The organism is Nocardioides sp. GCM10028917 (assembly GCF_042666175.1).
Taxonomy (GTDB): Bacteria; Actinomycetota; Actinomycetes; order Propionibacteriales; family Nocardioidaceae; genus Nocardioides.
Genome location: NZ_JBHTFL010000007.1, coordinates 856585 through 872150, shown reverse-complemented (window position 1 = coordinate 872150; position 15566 = coordinate 856585). Strand labels below are relative to the sequence as shown.

17 protein-coding genes are annotated in these 15566 nt (G+C 70.6%); 9 read left to right on the top strand and 8 right to left on the bottom strand.

Annotation, left to right across the window (positions count from 1 at the left end):
• Positions 1-90: 90 nt before the first annotated feature.
• Complete coding sequence (dnaA, locus tag ACFQW6_RS13585) at positions 91-1554, bottom strand: chromosomal replication initiator protein DnaA (protein ID WP_378545991.1); 1464 nt, start codon at positions 1552-1554, stop codon at positions 91-93.
• A 516-nt stretch (positions 1555-2070) separates the two neighbouring features.
• On the opposite strand from dnaA, the gene rpmH reads away from it, so the two are divergent.
• The 8 genes from rpmH to ACFQW6_RS13545 all read left to right on the top strand — a co-directional run bounded on the left by rpmH (position 2071) and on the right by ACFQW6_RS13545 (position 7360).
• Positions 2071-2208, top strand: a complete 138-nt coding sequence (rpmH, locus tag ACFQW6_RS13580) for a 50S ribosomal protein L34 (RefSeq protein ID WP_300048438.1) — start codon at positions 2071-2073, stop codon at positions 2206-2208.
• Positions 2147-2587 (top strand): ribonuclease P protein component, encoded by a 441-nt coding sequence (rnpA, locus tag ACFQW6_RS13575; protein WP_378545989.1) that lies wholly within the window; start codon positions 2147-2149, stop codon positions 2585-2587. Before rpmH ends, rnpA begins: the two co-directional genes overlap by 62 nt.
• Positions 2584-2850: a membrane protein insertion efficiency factor YidD gene (yidD, locus tag ACFQW6_RS13570; protein WP_378545987.1), complete on the top strand. Its 267-nt coding sequence runs from the start codon at positions 2584-2586 to the stop codon at positions 2848-2850. The genes rnpA and yidD overlap by 4 nt, the downstream gene beginning before the upstream one ends.
• Before the next feature lie 36 nt (positions 2851-2886).
• Positions 2887-3822: a membrane protein insertase YidC gene (gene yidC / locus ACFQW6_RS13565; RefSeq protein ID WP_378547556.1), complete on the top strand. Its 936-nt coding sequence runs from the start codon at positions 2887-2889 to the stop codon at positions 3820-3822.
• A 66-nt stretch (positions 3823-3888) separates the two neighbouring features.
• Entirely contained in the window at positions 3889-4437 is a 549-nt protein-coding gene (locus tag ACFQW6_RS13560; RefSeq protein WP_378545984.1) for a protein jag, read from the top strand.
• A gap of 89 nt (positions 4438-4526) precedes the next feature.
• A complete protein-coding gene (rsmG, locus tag ACFQW6_RS13555; protein ID WP_378545981.1) occupies positions 4527-5210 on the top strand; it encodes a 16S rRNA (guanine(527)-N(7))-methyltransferase RsmG in 684 nt (227 codons plus the stop codon).
• 202 nt (positions 5211-5412) lie between these two features.
• Positions 5413-6351, top strand: a complete 939-nt coding sequence (locus tag ACFQW6_RS13550; RefSeq protein WP_378545978.1) for a ParA family protein — start codon at positions 5413-5415, stop codon at positions 6349-6351.
• A gap of 13 nt (positions 6352-6364) precedes the next feature.
• Positions 6365-7360: a ParB/RepB/Spo0J family partition protein gene (locus ACFQW6_RS13545; RefSeq protein ID WP_378545975.1), complete on the top strand. Its 996-nt coding sequence runs from the start codon at positions 6365-6367 to the stop codon at positions 7358-7360.
• Between the two features lie 261 nt (positions 7361-7621).
• Here the strand turns inward: ACFQW6_RS13545 and ACFQW6_RS13540 are convergent, their stop codons facing one another.
• Positions 7622-8398: a lysophospholipid acyltransferase family protein gene (locus ACFQW6_RS13540; RefSeq protein WP_378545973.1), complete on the bottom strand. Its 777-nt coding sequence runs from the start codon at positions 8396-8398 to the stop codon at positions 7622-7624.
• Positions 8399-8445: 47 nt separating this feature from the next.
• Positions 8446-9660: a pyridoxal phosphate-dependent aminotransferase gene (locus ACFQW6_RS13535; protein WP_378545970.1), complete on the bottom strand. Its 1215-nt coding sequence runs from the start codon at positions 9658-9660 to the stop codon at positions 8446-8448.
• A gap of 99 nt (positions 9661-9759) precedes the next feature.
• Between ACFQW6_RS13535 and ACFQW6_RS13530 the strand changes: the two genes are divergently transcribed.
• Positions 9760-10404 (top strand): GNAT family N-acetyltransferase, encoded by a 645-nt coding sequence (locus ACFQW6_RS13530; protein WP_378545967.1) that lies wholly within the window; start codon positions 9760-9762, stop codon positions 10402-10404.
• Between the two features lie 109 nt (positions 10405-10513).
• On the opposite strand, the gene trxA is transcribed toward ACFQW6_RS13530, so the two are convergent.
• The 5 genes from trxA to ACFQW6_RS13505 all read right to left on the bottom strand — a co-directional run bounded on the left by trxA (position 10514) and on the right by ACFQW6_RS13505 (position 15528).
• Positions 10514-10837, bottom strand: a complete 324-nt coding sequence (gene trxA / locus ACFQW6_RS13525) for a thioredoxin (RefSeq protein ID WP_308213175.1) — start codon at positions 10835-10837, stop codon at positions 10514-10516.
• A 102-nt stretch (positions 10838-10939) separates the two neighbouring features.
• Entirely contained in the window at positions 10940-11953 is a 1014-nt protein-coding gene (trxB, locus tag ACFQW6_RS13520) for a thioredoxin-disulfide reductase (protein WP_378545962.1), read from the bottom strand.
• A gap of 99 nt (positions 11954-12052) precedes the next feature.
• Positions 12053-12820 (bottom strand): hypothetical protein, encoded by a 768-nt coding sequence (locus ACFQW6_RS13515; RefSeq protein WP_378545959.1) that lies wholly within the window; start codon positions 12818-12820, stop codon positions 12053-12055.
• A gap of 78 nt (positions 12821-12898) precedes the next feature.
• Positions 12899-13567, bottom strand: a complete 669-nt coding sequence (sigM, locus tag ACFQW6_RS13510) for an RNA polymerase sigma factor SigM (RefSeq protein WP_378545956.1) — start codon at positions 13565-13567, stop codon at positions 12899-12901.
• Positions 13564-15528 carry a protein kinase family protein gene (locus ACFQW6_RS13505; protein ID WP_378545953.1) on the bottom strand — a complete coding sequence of 655 codons (1965 nt, stop codon included), beginning with the start codon at positions 15526-15528 and terminating at the stop codon, positions 13564-13566. Before ACFQW6_RS13505 ends, sigM begins: the two co-directional genes overlap by 4 nt.
• Between the last annotated feature and the right edge of the window lie 38 nt (positions 15529-15566).

Sequence of the window (15566 nt, the reverse complement as noted above, 5' to 3'; positions counted from 1 at the left end):
TCCCGAGGAGTCCACAGGGGCTGGGGACGACGCGGCGGACCGAACCACAACTTCTCCACACATCGAGGGCCTCGCCGGCCGTCCGGGACGTCAGGCCTGGCGGGCCTGCATCTTGACCCGGTTGGTGAGCTCGCTGACCTGGTTGAAGACCGCGCGGCGCTCGGCGAGGAGCTGGCGGATCTTTCGGTCGGCGTACATCACCGTCGTGTGGTCGCGGCCGCCGAACTCACGTCCGATCTGCGGCAGCGACATCGACGTGAGCTCGCGGCACAGGTACATGCCGATCTGGCGCGCCATCACGAGGTGCCGCCCGCGGGAGGGGCCGGTGAGGTCCTCGAGCGAGACGCCGAAGTAGGCGGCGGTCTGGGCGATGATCAGCGCGTGCGTGATCTCGGGCTCGCCGCCCTCGGGGATCAGGTCCTTGAGCACGATCTCCGCCAGGGTCATGTCGACCTCCTGGCGGTTGAGGTTGGCGAACGCCGTCACCCGGATCAGCGCGCCCTCGAGCTCACGGATGTTGGTCTGGATCTTGGACGCGATGAACTCCAGCACGTCCGGCGGCGCCGTGAGCCGGTCCATCGCGGCCTTCTTGCGCAGGATCGCGATCCGGGTCTCGAGGTCGGGCGGCTGGACGTCGGTGATCAGGCCCCACTCGAACCGGTTGCGCAGCCGGTCCTCCAGTGCCTCGAGCCGCTTGGGCGCGCGGTCGGAGGTCAGCACGATCTGCTTGTTGGCGTTGTGGAGGGTGTTGAACGTGTGGAAGAACTCCTCCTGGGTCTGCGTCTTGCCCTCGAGGAACTGGATGTCGTCGATCAGCAGGACGTCGACATCGCGGTAGCGCCGCTTGAACCGGTCCTGCCGGTCGTCGCGGATCGCGTTGATGAACTCGTTGGTGAACTCCTCGCTGGAGACGTAGCGCACCTTGGCATTGCTGTAGAGGCTGCGCACGTAGTGGCCGATCGCGTGCAGGAGGTGGGTCTTGCCCAGACCCGACTCCCCGTAGACCAGCAGCGGGTTGTAGGCCTTGCCCGGTGCCTCGGCGACGGCCACGGCAGCGGCGTGCGGGAACCGGTTCGACGAGCCGATGACGAAGGTCTCGAAGGTGTACTTCGGGTTGAGGCGGGTCTCCAGGGCGGAGGGACGGCGCTCGCCGCCGGCGCCGACCGGCTCGTGCGGTTCGATCGTGACCGGAGCGGGAGGCTCGTACGCCGGCTGGATGTTTGTCGACAAAGCGACAGATCCATCTGTCGATTCGTCGATCTGTGGTTGCGCCTCCGCCTCGAGTGCCGGGTTGACCGTCACGAGCATCCGGATCTCACGACCGAAGGCCTCGGTCAGCGCGTCCTCGATGTGGTTGCGCAACCGGCCCTCGAGCTGGTTGCGGGTGAAGTCGTTGGGCACGGCGATGATCGCCGTGTTCTCGTGGAGCGTCATCGGCACGCTCGGTCGCAGCCAGGCCCGCTGGTTGGGCTGGAGGTCCTCGACGATCTGCTGCCACGCCGTTCCGAGATCTACCTGCTGGTCGTCCACCCGGACCGCCTTCGCTTCCACCATGTCGTCGTGCGTGTGTGTTGCTCTGGATCCGGCCTCGCAGCGGCGGCGACACCGATGTGGCCGGTGTGGCTTCCACAGAGTTGTCCACAAGCTGTGAACTGCCGGGCCCGATCCGTGGGACCGAACCCCCACGGCCGCAACGGCTGGTGATCCTTCCAGCGTTTCCGCAGGTCAGAGACCGATTCGAGCGGTCTGTGACCCGGATCACATCGCATGCTGGACCCTGGTCGGACCGTGGTCGGGACGGACCGCGGAGGTCTCGAACGTAACAACGGGTGGACGCGCGGAGCAAGACGTCATCCACAGGCAGACCGGCATGGGCGGCTCGTGGGTTTGACCCTCACTTCACCGGCCGCGTACCGTTGGCCGGTCGCTCCCCGTCGACGGGTGCCGCATGTCCACGATCCGCCACCTGGCGGCCGCGCGGGCGGGCGGTGCCGGTTGAAGTACCTGAACACGGGCCAGCACCGACGCCGTGCGGAGTGGACATCCCTCGAAACCTTCGGAGAAATAGCCGTGAGCAAGCGTACGTACCAGCCGAACAACCGTCGCCGTCACAAGGTGCACGGCTTCCGCCTGCGCATGCGGACCCGTGCCGGTCGCGCCATCCTCTCGGGCCGTCGCCGCAAGGGCCGCAAGAGCCTGGCCGTCTGACGGCCAGAGCTCGCGGCACACGCCGTTGCTCTCCGCTGTCCACCGCCTCACCACCGCTGACGGTTTTCGCCGCACGGTGCGCCAGGGGCGACGCGCCGGATCGGCGACCCTCGTGGTCCACCTGTGGGTGGACCCGGACGCCCCACCGGCCCCGACGCAGGTGGGATTCACGGTCGGCAAGGCCGTGGGCAACGCCGCCACGCGCAACCGTGTGAAGAGACGACTCCGGCACCTGACCCGGGAGCACCTCGCAGCGCTCGAGGAGCTCCCGGGTCGTGCTGCGCTCGTGGTCCGCGCCCTGCCGGCTGCGGCCGACGCGTCGTACGCCTCCCTCGGTGCCGACCTCGCCCGTACCCTGAGCAGGGTGAGCTCGTCATGAAGCACCTCCTCATCGGCTTCATCCGCGCGTGGCGGTTCGCGATCAGCCCGCTCTACGGCCAGGTCTGCCGCTACCACCCGAGCTGCTCGGCGTACGCCCTCGAGGCCGTCACCGTCCACGGCTCGGTCCGCGGCACCTGGCTCTCCGTACGCCGCCTCGCCCGCTGCCACCCGTGGGCCGCCGGCGGATACGACCCCGTTCCCTCCCGCGCCGGATCGGCCGGCCAGTCCTCATCCACGTCCACTGCAACTCGAGGAGCATGAGTGCTCGACTTCTTCGGCACCATCGGCGGCGCGATCATGGCCCCGCTCTACTACGTCATCTCGGCGGTGCTGGTCGGCTTCCACAAGCTGTTCGGTTCGGTCTTCGGCCCGGAGACCGGGATCGCGTGGGTGCTGTCGATCATCGGGCTGACGCTCGTGATCCGGATGGCGTTGATCCCGCTGTTCGTCAAGCAGATCAAGTCCAGCCGCAACATGCAGCTCATCCAGCCCAAGGTGCGCGAGCTGCAGAAGAAGTACGGGCACGACCGTGAGCGTCTCGCGCAGGAGACGATGAAGCTCTACAAGGACTCGGGCACCAACCCGTTCGCCTCCTGCCTCCCGATCCTGTTGCAGATGCCGATCTTCCTGGCGCTGTTCCGCCTGATCGACCAGGCAGCGAAGAACCCGCAGGATCCCAAGGGGCTCATGACGGTCACGCTGAACGAGCAGTTCGGCGACGCGGTCTTCCTCGGTGCCAAGATCTCCGACACGTTCCTCAACACCGACGACCTCGGCGTACGCGTGCTGGCGGCAGTCCTCGTGCTCGCGATGACGGCGACGACGTTCCTCACCCAGCGCCAGCTGATGAGCAAGAACATGCCGGCCGATGCCCTCTCCGGTCCGTACGCCCAGCAGCAGAAGATGCTGCTCTACGTCCTCCCGGTCGTGTTCGCCGTCGGTGGCATCGCCTTCCCGATCGGTGTCCTCTTCTACTGGACCACGTCGAACCTCTGGACCATGGGCCAGCAGTTCTACGTCATCCGCAACAACCCGGCCCCCGGCACCCCCGCGGCCGCTGCCAAGGAGGAGCGCGACCGGGCGAAGGCCGCTCGCAAGGGACAGAAGACGCCCGCGCAGCTCGAGGAGGAGCGGCTCGCCGCGGAGGCGGAGGCCCGCCGTGCGGAGAAGTCGCAGACCCGCCAGCAGCCCCAGCGCCAGAGCAAGTCCCAGCGCGGCAAGAAGAAGCGCTGACCCAGACCTCCCTGACGACGCTCGCGAGGGTGTCGTCGTACCTGACCGAGACACCAGGAGACACACGTGAGTGAGCAGCTGACCGACGGCGAGACCGCCGCCGAGACGACCGACAACGAGCCGACGGGCGAGGCCACCGGCGCGGCGCGACCCTCGAAGGTGCAGCGCCTCGAGCACGAGGGCGACATCGCGGCGGACTACCTCGAGGAGCTCCTCGACATCGCGGACCTGGACGGCGACCTCGACATGGACGTGGAGGGTGACCGCGCGAGCGTGCAGATCGGGGGCGCCGACCTGAGCCAGCTCGTGGGTCGCAACGGCGAGGTGCTGGAGGCGCTCCAGGAGCTCACCCGCCTCGCGGTGTACCGCGAGACCGGCGAGCGGTCGCGCCTGATGCTCGACGTCGACGGCCACCGGGCCCAGCAGCGCGAACGGCTGGTCGCCCTGGCCGAGACGTCCATCGCCGAGGTGAAGGAGTCCGGGGAGTCCGTGTCGCTGGAGCCGATGAGCGCCTTCGAGCGCAAGGTCGTCCACGACGCGGTGGCCGCCGCCGGTCTCACGTCGGAGTCCGAGGGCGCCGAGCCCCAGCGGCACGTGGTGATCCTTCCCGCGTGAGCGACGACGTTTCACGTGAAACCGGGGGGTCGAGCAGGCCCCCCGGGGCCGTGTCGAGACCACCCTCCGTGCCGCCCGAGGCGCGGAGGGTGTTCGCGTCCGACCGCCTCGCGCTGGCCGAGCGCTACACCGAGCTGCTCGCCACCGAGGGCGTCCTCCGAGGCCTGATCGGCCCGCGGGAGGCCCCGCGGCTGTGGGAGCGCCACGTCCTCAACTCTGCCGTGCTCGGTGAGGCCGTGCCGGACGGTGCCTCGGTCTGCGACATCGGCACCGGAGCCGGTCTACCGGGGCTGGTGCTGGCGATCGCTCGACCGGACCTGGCGGTGACGCTGGTCGAGCCGCTGCTGCGGCGTACGACGTTCCTCGACGAGGTCGTGGCGGAGCTGGAGCTCGGCCACGTGACGGTCGTGCGCGGTCGTGCGGAGGACCTCCACGGCACGAGGACGTTCGACGTCGTCACCTCACGGGCCGTCGCCCCGCTCGAGCGTCTGCTCGGCTGGTCGATGCCACTCGTGTCCCCCACCGGTGCGACGGTGGCCATGAAGGGGCGCTCGGTGCACGACGAGATCGTGGAGGCGCGCCAGTTCCTGGCCAGGTGGCGCTGCGGCGATCCGGAGGTGTTCGAGGTGGGCGCCGGTCTTGTCGATCCCCCCACCACCCTGGTGCGGGTGCCATGGGCCGACCCTTCCCGGATAGGTTGGCCCCTTGCCCGGAATCCCGAGCGACGTCGCCGGCGTCGTGACCGTTCTGCGGTCGAGCGAGAGGTGAGCTGAGTTGAGCCACGGCCCGAGTGACGACAGGGATTGGCGCAGCACGGGTGAGGACCCGTACCCGTTTTCCACCGGTTCGGGGACCACCCCTGAGCGGGGATATCCACAGGATGGACCCGTTCATCCACAGAACGAGGAAACCACCGCCGTTTCACGTGAAACGGGTTCGAGTGACGTTTCACGTGAAACACGACCCGCCTGGCAGGTGCGAACTGCCGGCGACCTCGCCGGTCAGGACCACGACTTCGCCGACCAGGCCACCCCTCTGGCACAGGCCGCACAGCACTCGGTCCTGGCCCGCACCGGCGGGCTGCGGCGACAGGGCGTCCCTCGACCGGAGAAGACACGCATCCTCGTCGTCGCGAACCAGAAGGGCGGCGTAGGCAAGACCACCTCGACGGTCAACGTGGCCGCCGGCCTGGCGCAGCTCGGCCAGAAGGTCCTCGTCATCGACCTCGATCCGCAGGGCAACGCCTCGACCGCCCTCGGGATCGAGCACCACCGCGGGATCCCGTCGACCTACGACATGCTGGTCGACGGTGCTCCCCTCGCCGACGTGATGACCGAGTCCGCCGACCTCCCCGGCCTGTGGGTGGTCCCAGCGACGATCGACCTGGCCGGCGCCGAGATCGAGCTCGTCAGCGTGGTCGCGCGGGAGCAGCGGCTCGACCGTGCCATCGCCGCCCACCCGCTGGTCGGCGGCGCGGCCGAGATCGGTGAGGACCGCTTCGACTACGTCCTGGTCGACTGCCCGCCGTCGCTCGGCCTCCTCACGCTGAACGCACTGGTCGCCGGTCGCGAGATGTTCATCCCGATCCAGGCGGAGTACTACGCCCTCGAGGGCCTCGGCATGCTCCTCGAGACCGTCGAGATGGTGCGTCAGCACCTCAACCCCCGGTTGGTCATCTCCACGATCCTGCTCACGATGTACGACGCGCGCACCCGCCTCGCCGCGGGCGTGGCCGAGGAGGTGCGTGGCCACTTCGGCGACCAGGTGCTCAAGACCGCGGTGCCACGGTCGGTCCGGGTCTCGGAGGCGCCGTCGTACGGCCAGACCGTGATGACCTACGATCCGGCGTCGGCGGGAGCGCTCTCCTACCTGGAGGCCGCCCGCGAGATCGCCAGCAAGGGAGCGCCCGCATGAACGAGGTCACGGCATGAGCAGCAACGCACCGCGGCGCGGACTGGGGCGTGGCCTCGGGTCGCTGATCCCGACCGCTCCCAGCCAGACCTTGCCGCCGGCCACGGCTGACGGCGCCTCCTCGGCGGATGTCCCGGACGATCCGGTCGCGCCCGTCGCCGACGGATCGCGTGGCTCGCAGACCGCGGAAGGCACGGTCGCCGGCGCCTACTTCGCGGAGCTGCCCATCGCGCAGGTCCGTCCCAACGCGCGTCAGCCTCGGCAGGTCTTCGAGGAGGAGGCGCTCGCCGAGCTGGTCCACTCGATCCGCGAGGTCGGCCTCCTGCAGCCGGTCGTCGTACGCCGCACCGGCGAGGACGCGTACGAGCTCATCATGGGCGAACGCCGCTGGCGCGCCTCCCAGCAGGCGGGCCGCGACACGATCCCCGCGATCGTCCGCGAGACCGACGACGACGACATGCTCCGCGACGCGCTCCTGGAGAACCTCCACCGCTCGCAGCTCAACCCGCTCGAGGAGGCGGCCGCCTACGGCCAGCTGCTGGAGGACTTCGGCTGCACGCACGAGGAGCTCGCCCAGCGCATCGGCCGCTCGCGTCCGCAGATCTCCAACACGCTGCGGCTGCTGAAGCTGTCGCCCGCCGTCCAGCGTCGGGTCGCGGCCGGCGTCCTCTCGGCCGGGCACGCCCGCGCCCTCCTGTCCGTCGACGACGCCGGCCTCCAGGACAAGCTGGCTGCGCGGGTCACGGCGGAGGGCATCTCCGTGCGCGGACTCGAGGAGATCGTCTCGCTGGGCGCCGAGGAGGAGCCGGCTCCGCGTATCCTCCGCCGGAAGCCCGTCGCCCCCGGTCTCCATGAGCTGGGAGAACGTCTCTCCGACCGCCTCGAGACCCGCGTCAAGGTCGACCTCGGCAAGGCCAAGGGCAAGATCACGGTCGAGTTCGCCAGCCTCGACGACCTGCGCCGGATCGTCGACATCATGGACCCGCGCAACCGCGACGACCGGCCGATCTGAGACGAGCAGCCGGGCACGAGGCACGAGTGCTGGGCACTGGCTCGGCCGGGTTAACAAGCGACACGACTGAGCGCAGCGAAGCCGTACGAGCGCGTCGAAACCCTTGGGTGTCGTGAGGCGGTCGACTGGAAGGGCGAGTCTGACTCCTGGAGGCGGTTGCAACCCCCTCCAGGAGTCGGTTTCCCCGCTCGAGCGGGGAAACCATCAGGCGGTTTGTCGACAAAGCAACACATCGACCTGTCGACGAAGCGACCTGTCGATCTAGCGCCTTGTCTTCTTAGCCCGCTTCTCCGCACGCCTGCGAGCGCGCTCCCGCTTCTCCTCGGCGTCGAGGCGAGCGGCCTCCTCGAGCGTGGGGGCGGAGCCGCCCATCGAGGCGGGCACCCACCACGAGCCGGGGGGCTGCTCGTCAGCCGGGTAGGCGGCGACGGTGTCGCGGAGCATCTGCGACATCTGGGCGTGGAGGCGGGCGGTGTCGCCGACGGGGTTGTCGCCGGTCGGGTGCATCGGCTCGCCGACCGTGATGGCGATGGTCTTGCCGCGGGAGAAGTCGCGGGGGTGGTCCTTGGTCATCATCCGCTGCGTGCCCCACAGGATGACCGGCACGACGGGTACGCCGGCCTCCGCGGCGATGCGCACGGCACCGGTCTTGAACTCCTTGAGCTCCATGGCGCGGGAGATGGTGGCCTCGGGGAAGATGCCGACGGCCTCGCCCCGGCGTAGGTGCTCGACCGCGGCGTGGAAGCTTGCAATCCCCTCGCCCCGGTCCACCTCGATGTGGTGCATGGACCGCATCACCGGGCCGCCGACAGCGTGGTCGAAGATCTCTCGCTTGGCCATGAACCGGACCAGGCGACCCGACGGGTTGGCGGCGAGGCCGCCGTAGATGAAGTCGAGGTAGCTGACGTGGTTGTAGACAAGCAGCACGCCACCCTCGCGCGGCACGTGCTCGGTGCCGGACAACCGGAAACGCTGGCCGAGGAGCCTGAAGGCCGCCTTGGCGGTCACGATGATCGGTGGGTAGGTCACATCGCGCATGGCGAGGAGCCTAGGGTCAGCCGACCGGTGGCGGCGACTCTTCGTGATCAGCGTCGCGTGGCGAGGAAGTCGGCGATCCGCCCGATCGCCTCCTCGAGGACCGACGCCTCGGGAAGCGTGACGAGCCTGAAGTGGTCCGTCTCAGGCCAGTTGAAGCCCGTGCCGTGCGTGACGAGGATCTTCTTCGCGCGCAGGAGCTCGATGACGAAGTCCTGGTCGTCGTCGATGGCGTAGACGTCCGGGTCGAGGCGCGGGAAGCAGTAGAGGGCGCCGCGCGGCTTGACGTTGCTGACGCCGGGGATCTCGTTGAGGAGCCGGTGGGCCAGCATCGACTGCTCGTAGAAGCGGCCGCCGGGGCCGATCAGCTCCTCGATGGACTGGTAGCCGCCCAGCGCCGTCTGGATGGCGTGCTGGGCCGGCACGTTGGCGCACATCCGCATGTTGGCGATCAGGGTGAGGCCCTCGAGGAAGTCGGTGGCGATCTCCTTCGGCCCGGAGATCATCACCCAGCCGGCGCGGTAGCCGCAGACTCGGTAGGCCTTCGAGAGGCCGGAGAACGTCAGGCACAGCACGTCGTTGCCGGCGTACGTCGCCGCGTGGTGGTGCTGCGCGTCCTCGAACAAAATCTTCTCGTAGATCTCGTCGGCCATGACGACGAGGTGGTGGCGACGGGCGATGTCGACGAGACCCTTGACCGTCTCCGCGCTGTAGACCGCGCCCGTGGGGTTGTTGGGGTTGATGATGACGATGGCGTGCGTGTTCTCGGTGATCTTCGACTCGATGTCGGCGAGGTCGGGGTCCCAGTCGGCCTCCTCGTCGCACCGGTAGTGCACGGGGATCCCGCCCGCGAGCGTCACGGCGCCCGTCCAGAGCGGGTAGTCGGGGGCCGGCACCAGGATCTCGTTCCCGTCGTCGACGAAGGCCTGCAGCACCATCGAGATCAGCTCGGAGACGCCGTTGCCGATGAAGACGTCCTCGACGCCGACGTCGCGCAGGCCGTGCGACTGGTAGTAGTGCATGACCGCGGTGCGGGCGGACCAGATGCCCTGGCTGTCGGCGTACCCCTGCGACTGCGGCAGGTGGTGGATCATGTCGGCGAGGATCTGCTCGGGGGCCTCGAAGCCGAACGGCGCCGTGTTGCCGATGTTGAGCTTGAGGATGCGGTGCCCCTCGGCCTCGAGCCGCTGCGCCTCGACCAGGATCGGCCCGCGCACGTCGTAGCGGACACCTTGCAGCTTCTTGCTCTGTCGGATCGGGCGCACGCTCCATCCTCTCAGGCCCGATCCGGCGCACGGGTCATGTCTCGCGCACTCGGGCTGCTGCGCGCCCCTGAGCGCGAGACATGACCTAGCATCGGGAGCGTGTCCCGCAAGACCGCACACCTGACGGTCGACCACCTCGCGGAGCTGGCCGACCCGGTGCGGTCGTGCCTGTTCTGGGAGCTCTCGCCCGTCGACCGGGCGCGGCTCGACCACGAGGAGCGGATCGCCGAGAAGGAGAACTGGCTCTCGATCGTGCTGCGCGAGTGGGGCTCGTGCGGTCGGGTCGTACGCCTCGACGGGCGCACCGTCGGGCACATCGTCTACGCGCCGGCGGCGTGGCTGCCCGGGGCGGCGACCCTGCCCACGGCGCCCGGCTCGCCGGACGCCGTCATCGCGGCGACCGCGTGGATCGAGCCGGGCCTGCGGAGGGGCGGCCTGGGCCGGCTGCTCGTGCAGGCGATGGCCGCCGACCTCGTCGAGCGCGGTCACTCCGCGATCGAGGCGTACGGCGACACGCGGGGGCAGACGACCGGATGCGTGCTGCCGGCCGAGTTCCTCGGCGGCGTGGGCTTCAAGACCCAGCGCGCGCATCCCACCACCCCGCGGATGCGGATGGAGCTGCGGACGGCGCTGAGCTGGAAGGACGAGGTCGAGCTCGCCCTGGAGAAGGTGTGGGGGGTCGTTCGCCCCACGCAGAAGGCGACCCGCCCGATCGGATCGGTGCGGGTCGCCTCTCGCGACTAGACGTGGTGAGATCTCGATACGGCCCTGTCGCGACTTCGTACCTCAGTCGCGTGGCCACTCGATCTGGCCACGCCCACGTGCCGAGCGCAAGCGCTCGTCACTGCGTGGCTCAGATGATGCCGTCGAGCTCCTTGAGGAGCGCGGCCTTGGGCTTGGCGCCCACGATGGACTTCACGACCTCGCCACCCTGGTAGACGTTGATCGTCGGGATGCCGGTGACGCGGTAGGACGAGGGGGTCACCGGGTTCTCGTCGACGTTCATCTTGAGGAACGTGAGCTTGTCACCGTGCTCGGCGTTGAGCTCGTCGAGGATCGGGGCGACCTGGCGGCAGGGACCGCACCACTCTGCCCAGAAGTCCACCAGGACGGGCTTGTCGGACTTGAGGACCTGCGCCTCGAACTCGGCGTCGGTCACGGCGGCGATGTTGGCCACGGAAGTGCCCCTTTCGAAAAGGTCTGGTTGTCGTGCGGCGATGTCTACTGAACACCACCCCACCGACAGATGTTCCCGGCTGCGGGTGGGGGGAGCGGAGGGTCAGGCGCCGGCGGTCTGCACCTGCTCCTCGATGGCCTGCACGGTCGCCGCTGCGTCACCTGCGGTGGACGCCTCGTGGTCGAGCGCGGCGATGAAGCGCTCCGCGTCGAGGGCGGCGGCGCAGCCGGTGCCGGCAGCCGTGATGGCCTGGCGGTAGTGGTGGTCGACGAGGTCACCGGCGGCGAAGACTCCGGGGAGGTTGGTCTTCGTGGACGGGTGGTCGACGAGCACGTAGCCGTCGTCGTCGAGGTCGACCTGGCCGGTGAGCAGCTCCGAGCGCGGGTCGTGCCCGATCGCGATGAAGAGCCCCGTGACGGGCAGGTCACGCTCCTCCCCGGTCCGGGTGTCGCGGAGCGTGATCGACTCGAGCTTGTCGGCGCCGTTGATGGCGGCGACCTCGGAGTTCCACACCATCTCGAGCTTGGGGTCGGCGAAGGCGCGCTCCTGCATGATCTTGGAGGCGCGCAGCTCCTCGCGGCGGTGGATCAGGTAGACCTTCGAGCCGAAGCGGGTGAGGAACGTGGCCTCCTCGACGGCGGAGTCGCCACCACCGACGACGGCGATGGCCTGCTCGCGGAAGAAGAAGCCGTCACAGGTGGCACACCACGACACGCCGCGACCGGAGAGCTCGTCCTCGCGCGCCAGGCCGAGCTTGCGGTAGCCCGAGCCGGTGGACAGGATCACCGAGCGCGCGGTGTAGGTGTCGGTGGCGGTCTTCACGACCTTCACGTCGCCGGTCAGGTCGACCTCGACGACGTCGTCGGAGACCAGCTCGGCGCCGAACCGCTCGGCCTGGGCGCGCATCTCGTCCATCAGGGCCGGGCCCATGATGCCGTCGCGGAAGCCGGGGAAGTTCTCCACCTCGGTGGTGTTCATCAGCGCGCCACCGGCGGTGACCGAGCCCTCGAAGACGAGCGGGTTGAGCGAGGCACGCGCCGCGTAGACAGCGGCCGTGTAGCCCGAGGGCCCCGAGCCGATGATGATGACGTTGCGGGTCTCGGTGCTGGTGCTCATGTGGGTCAGTGACTCCTGCTGGCTGGATCGGGTCTGGTGCGGGTACGTCGTCCTCAACCGATCGTAGGCGACCGTTGTTCCGCAGCCGGCCCGCACCGGTCAGGGCGCGGGCAGCGTGATCGTACGCAGCGGGACGGGGTTGCCGCAGGCATAGAGCTCGACGTCCTGGAACTCCCCGGCGGGCCGCCGGAACACGACCAGGCCCGACTCGCCGTCGACCTGGGCCGACACCACGGCGGCCGATGGACCCGGTTCGACGCCGTCACAGCCCCGCAGCGCCTGGAGCGTCTTCAGGCGCTGCGAACCGTCCGTCACGTCAGGCCGCAGCGCGACCAGCTGGGGGACGATGTCCTCGTCGTCGTCGGAGAACAGCGTGGGTCCCGTCAGTCCAGGCTGCAGGAAGCTTTCCTCGGGCTGCCGCGCCTCGCTGTCGGCGAGGTTGTCCGGGCCCGATCCGCCCGCGTCGGCGCTCGAGTCGCCTCCTTCGTCGCGTGGCTCCGCCAACGAGCTGTCCGAGGCAGAGCCGGCACTCGACTTCCCGGCGTCGTCGCCGCCGCGGGGGAGGGCCTGGCCGAGCGCGACGCCCGCGACGACGACGGAGGCGGCGGCCAGCAGGCCGATGCTTGCCACACGGCGTCGGCGGGAGCCGAGGTCGACGACGCGTCCCGGCGAGCGGTCGTCGTTCCCGGTCGTGCGCCCCGCGGTGGTCTCGGACACGGACTCGGACGCGCGCTCGGACACGAGGGAGGCAAGGGTCTCGTCGAGGCGGGCGACGACGTCAGGAGGCGGGGGCCCGTCATGACGGGCGTCCGCGAGCAGGCGGCGTACGGTGTCCTGCTCGGGGGGGAGTCCGGAGGACTCGGACATCGGGGGTCACCTCCTCGGGGGCCACGGTGCGGGGACTCGTGCGGGGCTCGTGCGGGAACGGGGTGCGGGTGGGGCTGCTCAGGGCGCGGGAGGACCGCGTGGCCGCACGGTGGGTTGGACGGGACCGTCGGAGGGCGGGTTCCCGTGAGGCGCGTCACCGGCAGGGGGGCGGAGGTCGGCGAGCAGTGCGGCGAGCTTGGTGCGGCCGCGGGAGCAGCGCGACTTCACGGTGCCCTCCGCGCAGCCCAGCATCTCGGCCACCTCGGCGACGGGGTAGCCCTCCATGTCGACGAGCACGAGCGCCGCGCGTTGCTCGGCGGGCAGCGTGGCGAGCGCGTCGAGCACCCGCCGGCGCTGCTCGACGTCCTCCGCGACCGCCTCGGGCTGGTCGTCGTGCACGGCGGTCGCCACCACGGTGCCGCGGTCCTCGACGTCGTCCGGCATGGACTCGAAGCGCCGGATCTTCGCGGCCCGGAGGCGGTCGAGGCAGGCGTTGACCACGACGCGGTGCAGCCACGTGGTGACGGCGGAGTCGCCGCGGAAGGAGCCCGCCCGCCGGAAGGCGGCGATCATGCCGTCCTGGAGCCCGTCGGCGGCGTCCTCGGGGTTGCCCATCGTGCGGAGCGCGACGGCCCACAACCGGTCGCGGTGGCGCGCGAACAGCTCGCCGAAGGCGTCGGCGTCACCGTCGACGTGGGCCTGGAGGAGGACCCGGTCGGAGCGTTCGTCGCCCGTCGGGGCGGTCATCCGAGCACCTGCACCTCGGTGATCGTGCCGCGGAAGCCGTCGCTGACCTGCGGCAGCAGCGTCAACCAGACGGTGACGTACTGGCCCGACACCGGCTCGGTGAGGTCGATCGTCAGCTCCCCGTCGCCCGACGCGGTCCCGACGGGGGTCAGCCCGGACACGCCCGTGGGCGGCTCGGAGGTGACGTACGCCGCCAGTGAGGTCTGCCCGCCCTCCGTGGTGACCAGGACCCGGCGGACGGCCTTCGTCGCGCCGAGGTCGACGACGAGTCCGACTCCGGTCTTGAGCCCGGCGGGGCCGAAGTTCTGCTCGTAGGTCGAGGTGGACCACGAGGTCGCGGGGTCGCCGTCGAGGACGTTGGGCACCGTGTCCGGGTTCTCCTCCCGCGGAACCGCTCCCTGCGGGTCGAAGTCGTCGGCGACCAGGTCGGCGAACGGTGTCGGCGCGGCGGCGCTCGGGGTGGTGGTGGCCGTCGGCTCGTCGCTGGAGCCGGGCGTCGGTGGCTTCAGGCCGAGCTGGTAGGCCGCGACCGCGGCCACGCCCACGAGGAGGCAGATCCCCACGATGACCGCCAGCCGGATCCACGTGCGGCCCGGCACCTGGTCGCCGGTGTCGGTGAACCCGTCGCCGGTGTCCCACCGGTCCTCCGACCACGAGCCGGAGGACCACGCCCCGGTGTCCCTGCCCACCGGGCGCACTCCGGAGTCGCGACCTGGGTCGACCCCGGAGTCCTGGCTGGAGTCCCAGGGCCAGTACGCCGGATCGGTGACGGCGCGGCTGCCCGGGCGGGGACGGCGTACGGGCTCGCCCTCCGGCGGGTCGGGCGCGAACAGCGGCTTGGGTGTCGGGTCGGCGAAGGGCGGCGGCGGGGCGGGCTTCTCGCTGCGCGCGCGGAGCCAGTCGACCTCGTCGTCGTCGTGGAAGACCGGCATCCCGGCCTGCGTGGGCAGGTCGGTGCTGGGCGGTGCCGGCTCGTCGGCGGGTGGATCCTCGGCCCGGACGGCGGTCGTCACCTCGGGTTCGGGCTCGCCCGGCGGGTCGGCCGGCAGGTCCGGCACCTCCGCGTCGGCACCCGGCTCGAGGTCGGCCGCCGGCACGACCGGCACCACCGTGGTGGGGGCGACGGCCGAGGTGGGCGGTGGGGTGGAGAGGGAGGCGGACACCTGGGGAGTCGGCCGCGTGCCCGGGACGACGACGTGGGTGCCGGTCATCTCGCCGACGTGGCCGAGGAGGAGGTCGCGGATGCTGCGCGCGGACGGGTGCGGGCGGTCGGACTCGCGCTGCGGGTTGAGCACCTGGTCGCACAGGGCGTCGAGCACGCGCGGGATGCCGGCCCGGACCCGACGCGGGCGCAGCACCTCGCCGTGCACCTCGGGGGCCGGCGGCAACGCCGACGGCGAGACGCCGGCCCACTTGCCGGTGAGCGCGCAGTAGAGGAGGCCGGCGAGGTCGATCTCGTCGACGTTGACCCGGCCCGCCGGCAGTCCGCGGAGCGCCGCCTCGACGCCGAAGCCGATGATCCGCACCTGCCCGTGCTGGTCGATCAGCACGTGCTCGGGCGTCAGGCAGCCGTGCGCGAGGCCGGCGTCATGCGCCTCGACGAGGCTGTCGGCGACCTCGGCCACCAGCCAGGCCGCACGTCGGGGGGCGAGCGGTCCCTCGCGCGTGAGCAGGATGTCGAGGGAGTCGCCCTGGCCCCACTCGTTGACGACGAAGCAGCGCCCGTCGGCCGCCTCGGCGTCGAGGACCCGCAGCAGCCGTCGGTCGATGACGGGCCCGGTGCGACGCGCCGCCTCGAGGAGCGGCTGGGCGCGGTCGTCGTCCGCGGCGAGGATGTGCACGGCCACGGGGCGGTGGAGGACGAGGTCGTGCGCACGCCAGAACCGGCCGGCACCGGACTCGGCGAGCAGGTCGTCGAGACGGTAGCGCCCGGCGAGCACGTCACCCGCCTGCATCGACATCGGCACCGCTCACCCCACCTTCCTCGCCTGTCCCACTG